Source organism: Virgibacillus sp. Bac330, from assembly GCF_003667845.1.
In the GTDB taxonomy this organism is placed as follows: Bacteria; Bacillota; Bacilli; order Bacillales; family Amphibacillaceae; genus Virgibacillus; species Virgibacillus chiguensis.
Window position 1 is genome coordinate 2,859,823 of record NZ_CP033048.1, and the last position, 12,793, is coordinate 2,872,615.

Below are 12,793 nucleotides of genomic sequence, written 5' to 3' on the forward strand. Positions count from 1 at the left end.
CGCATTACTTTGACTTTGTTTGACCTTTCGACTATTATTATACTTTGACTTTATTTGACTTTCAAGGTCTTTGCTCACTTTCAAATGCATCATAACATCACAAGGTGAATGAATCTCTATTAGAAAACTTGACTATCATTCATTCTCCATGCAGATAAAATGACGTCCGTTTGGTCTATAATTTCTTTCTATAGTCCAAGAAAAAGAGGAGAACCATTTATTTGGTCTCCTCACAAGATAGGTCTATTTATTTACCACCTTTTCTTTATTTCGTAATTCTACTCTCCTCGTCTTACCAGATGTTGTTTTTGGTAAATCATCCATAAATTCAATCTTTCTTGGATACTTATAGGGCCCCGTTATCGTTTTCACATGATTTTGTAATTCTTCTATTAGCTGATCACTCGGTTGGAAGCCTTCCCGAAGAACAATAAATGCTTTTACTACATTTCCTCTTATTTCATCAGGGCTTGCAACGACTGCACAGTCTTGTACGGCTGTATGCCTTATAAGCGCATCTTCCACTTCAAAAGGACCAATCGTATAGCCAGAGCTAATAATAATATCATCACTTCTTCCTTCAAACCAGAAAAAGCCATCCTCGTCCTTATAAGCACGATCCCCTGTTATATAATACGAACCTCGTTTAGCCATACTGGTACGCTCTGTATCCTTATAATATTCAGAAAACAAAGCCGGGCTATCTAATCTCACTGCAATATCTCCGACTTCATTTGGGCCTAGCGGAACACCATTTTCATCAATTACCTCTACATTATTGCCTGGAGTTGGCTTTCCCATTGATCCCGGTCGCACCTGCATATCCTTTGTAAACCCTAGCAATAATGTGTTCTCCGTTTGTCCATACCCATCTCGTACAGTAATATTAAAATGATGCTTAAATATGTCTATTACTTCAACGTTTAGTGGCTCGCCTGCTGATACAGCGCTATGAAGGGACGTTAGCTTATAATGTGGAAGGCTATCAACTTTCGCCATCATACGATATTCTGTTGGCGTACTGCAGATTATGTTTATTTCATAATCATCTATTAATTGTAAATGTTTTTCAGCGTTAAATTTTCCGGTGTAAAAAAAGCCTGTTGCACCTGTTCCGAGAACGGATAAAAATGGGCTCCACACCCATTTTTGCCAACCAGGTCCTGCTGTCGCCCATACACGATCTCCATCTTGGATAGCAAGCCAATTATATGCAGCTGCCTTTAAATGAGCGTACCCCCAAGCATGGCTATGGACAACCCCTTTTGGATTCCCAGTTGTACCTGATGTGTATGGTAAAAAAGCGGTATCTTCTCTACTTGTGTCAACAACTTCTAATTGCTCACTGACTTGTTTCTTTTCTTCATCCAAAAATACCCATCCATCTACCGCTGCACCAATAACAAATTTATGTAACTGATCATATTCACGTATTCCTTCGAATTGGTTTGCGAAACGATGCAAACTAACGACACCACTTACTTCTCCGTGTGATACACGGTATTGCAAATCTTTCGTTTTTAACATTTCAGAGCTAGGAATAATAATGATTCCTGTTTTTAATGCAGCTAAATATACTTCATATGCTTCAAAAGAGCGATTGACCATAATTAAAATTTTGTCACCTTTTTTTAAGCCAGCTTTTAAGAAAACGTTACCAATTTGGTTAGCTTGCTTTACTAGCTCCTTATATGTAAGCTGGTCGGTTTCTCCAAATTCATTCTCCTTTATCAGTGCTAGTTTATTCTTACAGTTTGCGTGACGCTCTATCTCCATGGCAATATTATATGCTTTAGGCGGAATAAGTGCTTCTCTTTTCATATTATCAACTCCTCGTTTAAGTACTTTTTCTAATCATATCAAATATTAGGAAAATTTTAAATAAAAATGTACACGTGACTTTAGTTTCAAAATGATTGGCTTCATTCTTGAGCATAACTTTCATTTTGCTTGCCAAATTCTATATCTCCCGTCATTAAGCATGCTCCTTCCGTTTTTGCAAGCATGATGGTTTCAAACAATGGAAGAGGACCTTCAATTTTCCTTCTGTTGAAAGCCCTCCCCTAATGCGCTGTAAAGGGAAACTATAAGCCGTATATAGCTTCAGGGAGTTTATTTCTTAACACCAGATCATCAAGACTTTTAAATGAGTAGCCCTGTTTTTGTAACGCACGAATCATTTTTTCAAGCGCTTTTGCATTATCGGAGGAAACGGTGTGTAATAAAATAATCGCGCCTGGATGAATTTGCTCTTTTACTTGATCAAATGCATATTTCCACCCTTTTTGCTTATCTGTCTCCCAATCTTTAAAGGCAAGCGACCAAAAGATGTGAATATAACCCAATTCATTCGCCCATTTTAATGTATCTTCATTAAACATTCCTCTTGGCGGGCGTAAATATTTCATATCTTTTTGATCGGAAATTGCTGCAACTGCTTCCTCCAATGATTCTAATTCTTTTTTTATATTTTCTTTATTCATAACCGTAAAGTCAGGATGATGATACGAGTGGTTACCTACAATATGCCCTTCCCTTACCATACGTTTTACTAATTCAGGTTCTTCTTTAACGTAGTGCCCTGTAACAAAAAAAGTTGCTGGAACTTGGTGCTTTTTTAATACATCTAAAATATCAGCTGTATAACCTTGTTCATAGCCGTTATCAAATGTTACGTATACATTTTTTTCTCCAGATGAATCTGCATAATACGCATTGTATTTTTCAAGCAGGCTTGCATATTTTCCAATATCAGGGATTTTATGCGCTTCGTTTTTACTGTACCCCCATCCATAGCCAGACGCTAAAGATGAAAGTGGCGTACATAAGGAAGCCAATATAACTAAAACTGCACATATAGAAAATCTTTTTCTCATGGATGATCACCTTTTTTGATCTTACTATGCACATTTTCAGCCTATTTATTCTTATCTATTATCACAAACAATAAGGGAAGCAACACTAAAACGAACACCCCATAGGATAAAAAGCTTCCTACGGGGTGTCATGTCATAGTGATTTTAAATTCAAACAGTATTTTTATTTAGGCTTGTTTACAAAATAATTGCAGCTACCCAACCAAAGATAAATAGGGGTATATTATAGTGTATAAAAGTCGGTACCACCGTGTCCCAAATATGGTGATGTCTGCCGTCAGCATTTAATCCTGAAGTTGGACCTAATGTACTATCTGAAGCTGGCGACCCTGCATCGCCTAGTGCACCTGCCGTTCCAATTAATGCAGCTGTAGCTAATGGGGAAAAGCCTGCAGCTAAGCAAATAGGAACATACAATGCGGCTAAGATAGGAATGGTTCCAAAAGAAGAACCGATCCCAATCGTAACGATTAGACCTACTAGTAACAAAATGAAAGCAATAAGCGCCTTATTTTGATTTAAAAATCCAGAAGATACTTCTACAAGCGCTGCTACGGAACCTGTTTCTGTCAATACTTTTCCAAAACCTGAGGCCACAAGCATGACAAAAGCAATTGTTCCCATCATGCCGATACCTTCACTGACAACTTGATCTGCTTTATGAAACGGAATAACAAAAAATAAAAACATGAGCACAAGCCCCGTAAGAGCTCCTATAATGAGGTTGCTTGTTATAATTTGCGCTGTTAAAGCACCAGCAACTGCTATAAGTGTAAATACATGTTGTTTGTTGAATGTTACTGCCTTTGTTTCTTCCTTTGATGTCTCTTCTTTTAGTTCATCATTGACTACACGATCTTTACGGTACGTAATAAAAATAGCGATCAGCAAACCTACAATCATCCCTGAACCTGGAATAAGCATCGCCAACACTGTTTCGTTCACTGTGATGCTCGCACCATTTTGCTTCATACTTTCCACAATCGTTTCATGAAAAATGAGACCAAATCCTGCGGGAATTAGAATATAGGGAGCTTTTAGCCCAAACGTTAATGCCGTCGCCACTGCACGCCGATCTAAACGCATTTTATCAAATAGTGGCAATAAAGGTGGAATAAGTATTGGAATAAATGCAATGTGAACAGGAATGACGTTTTGTGATAGTGATGCTACAGCTGCTATTACGAGTAAAAGCATCGTCTTTTTACCTGATAATACTCGAATAAGATAAGTTACTAGTAATGATGTAATACCTGTATAGCTAATCGTTACAGCAAAAGCACCTAATAATATATAGCTTAACGCAGTATTGGCACCACCACCCATTCCACTAACTAACAATTCAACAGCTTCTTTTATATTTAATCCAGACATCAAACCAGCACTAATTGCAGCCGCAATAATAGCAATAATGACATTTACACGTAACAAACTTAATATGGTTAATATGAGAACAGATATAAGGACGACCCATTCCATTTTATTTTTTCCTCACTTTCGCATCTCTTTAATACTTCATTATGATAAAGTATTAAAGAGAAAAAATCAACCCCTTCTTACATTTTCAGTATTTTACAATTTATTATACGCTCATGGTAAAGAAAATATGATTTTCAAACGTTTACTTCCTTAGATCAAAAACTAGCTTATCAGCGTAAACTATATTTTATTTATGTATAAAAATAACAGAGGCTGTCGACATATTACTTGCTCACAGGCCAAGTTATTCTAACACTGTAGGAAAGGAAAACGACCCCTTTTAAAGCAAATGTAAACAAGCCATCGCAAGGGCAATAGCTTGTTTAGAAATACGTTAGTTTAATTTATAAGAGAAAGAGACATGATCTTGAATGGGAATCCAGGCTCCAATTCCTTGTTTCGTCACGTTTTTGACAGCTATGGATTTATCAGATCCCTTTAACTTCACATATACTTCCCCAAATGTAACTTGTCCTTTTTCATTTACTGCTGGCGCATACGATTGGAGAACGGCAAGTTTATCACTTGGCACTTTATACGTATTATCTTTTTTTGTGTTTTTTCCAATCACTGTCTGATACGAAAGTGGCAGTTCCGTTTTTTCTTTTGCTGTGAGCAACATCATTTTTTTCACATCGGACGGTTTGCTAATTTTATTCGTCAATGCTCCTTTGATTTCTTTTTGTTCTTGTTGTATATAGTTTATTTCTTGAGGCTCTGACCCACTCGTATTATTCAACTCATTTTTATTTACTTGCTGGTATTCCCAATTAATCGTTGTTTCCAGCGATTCATAATTTAACGGCCAACGTCCTAGATAAACCATTCCTCGATAACCAAAAGCAATTGGAGATGGGTTTAAAGTTGTTTCATTTAACATTTTAATTAACACTGGATTTTCAATTTGAATATCTAAACTATCTGTTAATTCTTTCGTTAATTCACTTGGCTCAATTACTTCCTCATCCTCTGTAGAATTAGGAAAAGTATTATCTTTTGAAATATTTAGTACATGGCTAGGGATTTTAAAAGACTCTTTCTTTTCTTCAGCTAGTATTTGACTTGGTTCGAGCGCCATAACTATGAAAGAAACAAAAAGAATCAAGAAAATGGAATGCTTCCGTCTGTTCATATGTCAAACCCTTTCTTTTTCCTTAGCTTTTTCTGACATATGAATTTTATACCTACGTGAACAAATCATCTGCTAAGTTCAATAATTTCTATTCTCTCTACAATTTCAATACTGTCCTCCACAGAACGCACCATAGAGCAGTTATTACGGGCTACATGTAAGCTTTTGTACAATTTTTCTGCATCTAAATGGCTACCTTTAATAATAAAAGTAAGCGCTATTTTCTCGATGCGGTTTGCTTCATCTTTATTTCTTTCGACAGTAGCATTAATTTGCATGTCATGAACGTCTGTGCGCTGCTTTTGAAGGATTTGACGAAAGACTGAACCACTGCAACTAGCGATCGAAGCAACCATTAGTTGATACGGGCGAAAACCAAATTCCTCATCTCCAGAAATATCTAACTGCCCAAAGTCTAATTCAGTTCTAAAACCATGTTCTTTTAAATGTAATTTCATAAACTTCCCTCCTATTTTTTATTATACTTCTCCTTTTTATCATAAACGATATGGCTAATTTATTCACAATAATTGACCTTTTCCTCTATTCCTAGTAAATTATTGCTAGGTTTATCCAATTATAAGGATCGAATCAACCGTTTGATTGGGCAAATAACTGTTTACCACCTTGTCGTTTTAGAAAGCTACAATCTTTATAAAAACATATACACATAATCAAATTTCACCCAAAAATACGTCATCAGGTGAAGATTTCTGTTTCATGCTCAAGCATCCTAAAGAGTTGCCAAGTCAACAAACAACAGAGAAACACTCAGAAGGGAAGAGTCCATCATGCAACTGACCAAATATCGTTTATGGATATTAATTGCACTTGTATTCATATCCGGTTTCTCACAAGGAATGTTATTACCATTAATTTCTATTATTCTTGAACAAAATGGCGTAGCCTCTTCCATTAACGGTTTACATGCAACAGGGTTATATATCGGCGTTTTAATCGCTTCTCCATTTATGGAAAAGCCCATGCGAAAATTTGGTTTTAAACCAATGATTTTTGTCGGCGGTTTGCTCGTCATTCTTTCTTTGGCTATATTTCCAGTATGGGAGTCTTTATGGTTTTGGTTTATATTGCGACTTATTATAGGAATTGGTGACCAGATGTTGCACTTTGGCACACAAACATGGATAACCGCAACAGCTACAGCGGAAACAAGAGGAAGAAGTATTGCTCTTTATGGTTTATCATTTGGAGCAGGTTTTGCTATAGGTCCATTAATGACAAGACTTTTATCCATTCACCAATCGGTGCCTTTTCTAGCTTCTGCAGCTTTGAGCTTCACCGTCTGGCTATTATTGTTTTTCCTTCGTAATCAATGGCCTGAACAATCTGTAGACCCAGTTTATCCGACAAGTTCAATACAACGCTTTAAACAAACCTTTAAAATAGCCTGGATTGCAATGTTACCTGGTTTTGGATATGGTTTCTTAGAGGCATCTTTACATAGCATTTTCCCTATCTATGGCCTCCGCATTGGCCATGAAGTTAACACACTTTCACTTATTATTCCTTGCTTTGCTGCAGGGAGCTTAATTACCCAATTTCCATTAGGTGCATTAAGCGATAAATTTGGTAGAAGATCGGTACTAATAACTGTATTATCACTCGGTTCGCTATGTTTCCTGTTTACTGCCGTTCTAGAGTCTTCTATCCTTGCTTTATTTATCTTGTTCACTTTAGCAGGAATGTGTGTAGGTTCTTTGTTTTCCTTAGGTATCTCTTATATGACAGATTTACTCCCCGGAAACTTACTACCAGCTGGAAATTTAATGGTTGGCATCATGTTTAGTATTGGTAGCATTAGCGGACCTTTTATTGGTGGCTATTTTATTGACGTTTTTGAACGCGTTTCATTCTTTTATTTTATAAGCTTTATCTTAATTGTGATTACTGTAGCTATGTTAGTACAGAAGAACACCCAACACGAAACAAATCGAGTGGGGACGTAAAAAGGAAATTATTAGAACTTATTGAGCGAGTTTAGCGCTACGACGAGCGAATTTTTGACGAGAGGGAGCGGATTTCTTTATTTCCTATAGCGCGCAAAAAGTCAGCCCAGATGTTACATTTGGACTGACTTTTTTAGGGACAAGAGAACCCTCTCCGCGTAACGCTGTTATTGCTGAAAAAACTTCTCAGCATCAACTGAAAAATCAGGAAGCACTGATGATGTCACAATACCCTTTTCACGGACAATGTCTTTCTGTTCGTATTTCGCTTTTTCATTTAAGGCATATACCATGATTGTGTTGAGCAGGGGGTTCACAATCCAATATTCTTTGACCCCATACTGCATATATAAATTCAATTTGGTAATAAGGTCATGCGCCTGATTGGATGGGCTAATTATTTCAATAATCATTGTAGGAGCACCTGTATATTGTTGATCATCCAAGCCACTTTTGTCACAGATGACAGACAAATCAGGGATAACCACTTTATCTCCAGGAATATTTTCATTACTTAGTTTCACATCAAACGGCGCCGAAAAAACCTCACAATCACCGCTTTCTAATAGGTTATATAATTGCGCGGCTAATCGCATAGATAGCCGTTGATGAACGGTGGAGGGTGGGGGCAACATGTAAACGACGCCATCAATATATTCCAGAAGCTGATCGGTCTGCTGCCGCATTTGGTAAAACTTTTTTAAGGAGACAAGTTCTCCATTTGGTAAACTCATTTTACTCACACCCCTTTTTTTTAATTGTATAGTATTATCTGTCATTTGAAAAGTTACACCAAACTTGAGGAAGGGTCGGTATCACGTTGTAATGTTCATACACATGTTAAGCAAACCTTAGGTACAGTTACTGTGATAGAATAAACTTTTACTCCTAGAGCAGAAAAACTACAGCTTTCCCCATAGTACTTGGCAAAAGCTGTAGTTTTTCTTTTCTTATACGGTAAACCTTTGTACGTTATAGTAGAACAAAAAAGGAATTAAACTGCTTCCTGCACGACATATTTACTGAAGCGTGCTTCTAAACGTTCTTGGATAAAAGCAATAACGATACATAGCGGCCAATAAATGAGCGCTACGAGAATATACATCGTCATGGCATCAAATTCTCTACCTGCAACAATTTGCGTTTTTTGGAACAGCTCTGGGACCGTAATTACCGCGGCTAACGAAGTAGCTTTGACTAAATCCATAAATACATTTGTTAATGGTGGAATAGCAATTCTAGTCGCTTGTGGCAAGATAACTTTTCGCAACGTCTGCCAATAAGTTAAATTTAATGCTTTTGCTGATTCCCATTGTCCTTTATCTACACTATTCAACGAGGCACGATCAATTTCAGCAATATACGCAGCACTATTTAAACCAAACCCTAAGCAAGCTGCCATGAATGCTGTCAATTTAATCCCAATAACCGGAAGTCCAAAATACAGAATGAACAAAAAAACAAGGATTGGCGTCCCCCGCATAAACGATATGTATAATCTAGCAGGTAAGCGCAAGAAAAAATAAGTAGAATTTCGCGCTAAAGCAAGCAATAGCCCTAAAACAAGACCCAATAGCATACCAATAACCGAGACAAGTAAAGTCATTGGCAGTCCGCTCAATACAAACGGAAGATTATCGATCGCTAACTGAACATCAAATATGTCACTAAATTGGAATGTTTGCACCATTCATCTCCCTTTCTCTCACATGTATGGGAAAAGCTATCACTCGTATGCAAGTATTTGTCTGCAAAAGCTCGCCTATTTTGCAACAAAGCCATCCAAATACTGAGGATGGCTTTCAAAATGGCTGCTAAACCGGTTATTCTGGGTGTAAAGCGCTGTAAGACTCCCATTAGTATAGGAAAAATAAGTTGAACCATTCTAAGCGGGAGTAACAACACCTCCATGCCCTTTTTTATAAAAGGCTGAAGTCATAACCCTGATCGATTAATAATTAGTGCTCATGGAAGAAAACCGACAACTGATTAAAAATTCACTTGTATGAATTATAAATCTAATCCTTCAATTTCTTGTATATCACCCTCAGGTTTTTGAGAAGCATCTTCTTGATAAAATTTCTTAGCTAACTCTGATAACGTCCCATCTTCTCTCATTGCAGCTAAAGCATCATTTATTTTTTCAGTAAGCATGTCTGCATCTTTGGCGATTACTACAGCTTGTTCTGTTGGGTGAAACTTTAAATCTGGATGAAGATGAATATCAAACTCTGGAAATCCTGCAACACCAAATTTTGATAAATAATAATCGTTTACGATGACATCTGATCTACCGTTGTGAACATCACGTAAATAAGCCTCATTCGGAGCATTTCCGTACGTTTTTACTTCTGCGCCAAAATGTTCGGCAATTTGACTATATATAGTAGTGGCTCCACCACCAGCTATTTTCCCCTTTAAATCTTCCAGCGATTCAATTCCAGAATTATCTTCTTTTCGCACTACCATGGTAGTATAAGAATATTTGTAAGGCTCACTAAAGTTAAAGGACTCTTTTCGCTTGTCCGTTGCTTCAATATCATTTGCTGCAACATCAATTCTACCACTTTTAATAGCTGGTAACATGCTATCAATTCCCATAATTTCAAACGAAATATCTACTTCTAAACGTTTAGCAACTTCGCGCATTACTTCTACATCATATCCCGTCAATTGATCCTCACTTTCTTCTTCCCCATCATAATAGGAGGCTGCTATTAGGGTGCCGGACGTTCCAACAACTAGCTCTCCTTTTTCTTTTACCTCTTGCCATCTCTTATCTGTTTCACTATTTTTATCCTCGCTGTTTGAATCACCTGTACTGTTAGAGCAAGCAGTAATAAACACTATTGAAGCAATTAAAATCAAGGATATCTTTATATATTTCATCATGACTCCTCCATCTGTTGTATTTATAAGTACATATCGGATTGTAACAGAATATACACATAAATTAAAGAAAAAAAACAACTTGTTACCCTTTCACTCTAATTGTTAGAGAAACCTAAGTTCACACACTCCAATTTATATATATGTTTAAATGAAAATCTTTTTTCGAAACCAATAGCTTACAGACACATCTTTTACAAAATTATTAATTGATAATATTTATCAATTAATAAATCAAGTACCATTTATTTTATTGTTTTTTCTGAAAAAGTGCTATTATTGTTACATTAGGCTAATTTTTAATGAAAAAAAGCAAATTCAAGCACAGTTTCATGGTAAAATAAACATATACAGCCTTGACATTCTCACCTACTATGATAATATAACAATAAATATTATATAATAATAATTATAGAAAAGATGCGTTGATTTTAGGTTGGGGGATTTTAGCCATGTATTCTGTATGTCTTCTCACCCGTCGCTAAAAAACCGTAAACTTTATTAACAATAAGTAACGATAGGAGAGGTCGGTCATGTTAACCGAAACAAAGATAACGAAAAAAATATCTGAACATAAAGAGCTGATTGCAGCTCTATTTAGTGGGTTACTTATTGCAATCGCCTGGACATTTGAAAATCATCTGTCTGACAGTTTGTGGGTAATTCTTCATCTCGTCGCATTTGTAATCGGAGGGTATGCCAAAGCGAAAGAAGGAATTACAGAAACCATACGTCATAAAGACTTAAATGTAGAAATGCTAATGATATTCGCTGCGATTGGTGCTGCTGCAATTGGTTATTGGACAGAAGGTGCCATTCTAATCTTTATTTTTGCTCTATCAGGTGCGCTTGAAACGTATACGATGAATAAAAGTAACAAAGAAATATCTTCGCTTATGAAATTACAACCTGAAGAAGCATTACGAATGAATGGCGATCAAAAAGAAATGGTTGCTGTTTCGTCTTTACAAATAGGTGACATGATCTATGTACGTGCCGGAGAGCGAATCCCCGCAGATGGTATCATTTCCCGTGGAGCAACATCCATAGATGAAAGTGCCATTACCGGAGAATCTATTCCGGTTCGTAAAACAGAAAATGAAGAAGTTTTTGCAGGAACAGTTGCTTTGGATGGTTCGATATATATCGAGATTACGAAAGCAGCAAATCAAACGCTATTTCAAAAAATCATCCAAATGATTCAATCAGCACAAGATGAGAAATCTCCTTCCCAGTTATTTATTGAAAAGTTTGAAGGAGCGTACGTGAAAATTGTATTAATTGTCGTGATCTTGATGATGTTCATTCCTCATCTTTTGTTTGACTGGACTCTCCAGGAAAGTATTTATCGAGCTATGATCTTACTCGTTGTTGCTTCCCCATGTGCCCTTGTAGCCTCCATTATGCCTGCTACCTTATCTGCCATATCTAAAAGCGCAAGAGCAGGGGTGCTGTTTAAAGGTGGTGTCCACATTGAAAACATGGGACATATTCAAGCCATTGCATTTGATAAGACAGGTACATTAACAAAAGGGAAACCGGAAGTGACTGATTTTCATGTACATCCCGATCATAAGCAAGAGGATATATTACCGATTGCAATGGCTATGGAGCAAGATACAACACACCCACTTGCCCACGCTATCGTTACATTTGGCAAGCAACAACAAATAGGTACTTCATTACAAAATATTCAAGTTTCTACGCTTACAGGAAACGGTATTTCAGCCGTAATTGAGGATGAAACTTGGGAGATTGGTAAGCCTGATTATATTGGTTATGAAACGACTTTTGAGGATATAACGAAGCAACTTGCTGCCGAGGGGAAAACAATCGTCTATGTAAAAAAAGGACAGCAGATTGTAGCTTTATTTGCACTGAAAGATACGGTAAGAGAAGACAGCATACAAGCTATTAAACTATTAAAACAACATAGAATTCACACCGTTATGCTTACGGGAGATCATGACCTTACTGCGAAAGCCATTGCAGAAGAAGCTGGTATTGATGAATATGTAGCAAATTGTTTACCACATGAGAAAGTGGAAGAAATAAAAAAACTGAAGGGAAAATATCAACATGTTTGCATGGTTGGTGACGGAATTAACGATGGCCCAGCATTAGCTACAGCAAATATTGGCATTGCAATGGGAGAAGGAACAGATGTAGCGTTAGAAACTGCAGATGTCGTGCTTATGAAAAACAACCTTAGCAAAATAACCAACGCGATTCACACGTCTCAAAAAATGAATCGCGTCGTAAAACAAAATATATTTTTCTCCCTTGCAGTTATCACTATACTCATTGCGTCTAATTTCTTACAAATTCTTGATATGCCATTAGGAGTAATAGGACATGAGGGTAGTACCATTTTAGTTATTTTAAATGGGTTACGGTTATTAAAATAATAGGTTTACTCCACCTATCAAGACCGATAAAGCCTTAGGGGA

Annotated in this window: 10 protein-coding genes; 2 read left to right on the forward strand and 8 right to left on the reverse strand. The window is 36.8% G+C overall.

The features are described 5' to 3' along the window. Window positions 1-243 precede the first annotated feature (243 nt). From mbcS to D9780_RS13260, 5 genes are all read right to left on the reverse strand, one after another. A complete protein-coding gene (mbcS, locus tag D9780_RS13240) occupies window positions 244-1,821 on the reverse strand; it encodes an acyl-CoA synthetase MbcS (RefSeq protein ID WP_121640405.1) in 1,578 nt (525 codons plus the stop codon). A 263-nt stretch (window positions 1,822-2,084) separates the two neighbouring features. Then, complete coding sequence (gene pdaA, locus D9780_RS13245; protein WP_121640406.1) at window positions 2,085-2,876, reverse strand: delta-lactam-biosynthetic de-N-acetylase; 792 nt, start codon at window positions 2,874-2,876, stop codon at window positions 2,085-2,087. A 177-nt stretch (window positions 2,877-3,053) separates the two neighbouring features. Beyond that, on the reverse strand, window positions 3,054-4,355 hold the full coding sequence (locus D9780_RS13250; RefSeq protein ID WP_121640407.1) for a Na+/H+ antiporter family protein: 1,302 nt from the start codon (window positions 4,353-4,355) through the stop codon (window positions 3,054-3,056). A gap of 334 nt (window positions 4,356-4,689) precedes the next feature. Further along, on the reverse strand, window positions 4,690-5,433 hold the full coding sequence (locus D9780_RS13255; protein WP_371413744.1) for a YfkD family protein: 744 nt from the start codon (window positions 5,431-5,433) through the stop codon (window positions 4,690-4,692). 119 nt (window positions 5,434-5,552) lie between these two features. Next, a complete protein-coding gene (locus D9780_RS13260) occupies window positions 5,553-5,945 on the reverse strand; it encodes an OsmC family protein (RefSeq protein WP_073011308.1) in 393 nt (130 codons plus the stop codon). A 333-nt stretch (window positions 5,946-6,278) separates the two neighbouring features. Here D9780_RS13260 and D9780_RS13265 point away from each other — a divergent pair, with 333 nt between their 5' ends. Next, on the forward strand, window positions 6,279-7,454 hold the full coding sequence (locus tag D9780_RS13265; RefSeq protein ID WP_073011305.1) for an MFS transporter: 1,176 nt from the start codon (window positions 6,279-6,281) through the stop codon (window positions 7,452-7,454). Window positions 7,455-7,621: 167 nt separating this feature from the next. Here the strand turns inward: D9780_RS13265 and D9780_RS13270 are convergent, their stop codons facing one another. From D9780_RS13270 to D9780_RS13280, 3 genes are all read right to left on the reverse strand, one after another. Further along, window positions 7,622-8,188: a Uma2 family endonuclease gene (locus tag D9780_RS13270; RefSeq protein ID WP_073011303.1), complete on the reverse strand. Its 567-nt coding sequence runs from the start codon at window positions 8,186-8,188 to the stop codon at window positions 7,622-7,624. Window positions 8,189-8,448: 260 nt separating this feature from the next. Continuing rightward, window positions 8,449-9,144: an amino acid ABC transporter permease gene (locus D9780_RS13275; protein ID WP_073011285.1), complete on the reverse strand. Its 696-nt coding sequence runs from the start codon at window positions 9,142-9,144 to the stop codon at window positions 8,449-8,451. 320 nt (window positions 9,145-9,464) lie between these two features. After that, complete coding sequence (locus D9780_RS13280; protein WP_121640409.1) at window positions 9,465-10,343, reverse strand: transporter substrate-binding domain-containing protein; 879 nt, start codon at window positions 10,341-10,343, stop codon at window positions 9,465-9,467. Window positions 10,344-10,876: 533 nt separating this feature from the next. On the opposite strand from D9780_RS13280, the gene D9780_RS13285 reads away from it, so the two are divergent. Beyond that, a complete protein-coding gene (locus D9780_RS13285) occupies window positions 10,877-12,751 on the forward strand; it encodes a heavy metal translocating P-type ATPase (RefSeq protein ID WP_121640410.1) in 1,875 nt (624 codons plus the stop codon). The last annotated feature ends 42 nt before the right edge of the window (window positions 12,752-12,793 follow it).

Coding starts and splice junctions, on each gene's coding strand:
- mbcS (WP_121640405.1), bottom strand. CDS start 1,821: ATGAAAAGAGAAGCACTTATTCCGCCTAAAGCATATAATATTGCCATG.
- pdaA (WP_121640406.1), bottom strand. CDS start 2,876: ATGAGAAAAAGATTTTCTATATGTGCAGTTTTAGTTATATTGGCTTCC.
- D9780_RS13250 (WP_121640407.1), bottom strand. CDS start 4,355: ATGGAATGGGTCGTCCTTATATCTGTTCTCATATTAACCATATTAAGT.
- D9780_RS13255 (WP_371413744.1), bottom strand. CDS start 5,433: ATGGCGCTCGAACCAAGTCAAATACTAGCTGAAGAAAAGAAAGAGTCT.
- D9780_RS13260 (WP_073011308.1), bottom strand. CDS start 5,945: ATGAAATTACATTTAAAAGAACATGGTTTTAGAACTGAATTAGACTTT.
- D9780_RS13265 (WP_073011305.1), top strand. CDS start 6,279: ATGCAACTGACCAAATATCGTTTATGGATATTAATTGCACTTGTATTC.
- D9780_RS13270 (WP_073011303.1), bottom strand. CDS start 8,188: ATGAGTTTACCAAATGGAGAACTTGTCTCCTTAAAAAAGTTTTACCAA.
- D9780_RS13275 (WP_073011285.1), bottom strand. CDS start 9,144: ATGGTGCAAACATTCCAATTTAGTGACATATTTGATGTTCAGTTAGCG.
- D9780_RS13280 (WP_121640409.1), bottom strand. CDS start 10,343: ATGAAATATATAAAGATATCCTTGATTTTAATTGCTTCAATAGTGTTT.
- D9780_RS13285 (WP_121640410.1), top strand. CDS start 10,877: ATGTTAACCGAAACAAAGATAACGAAAAAAATATCTGAACATAAAGAG.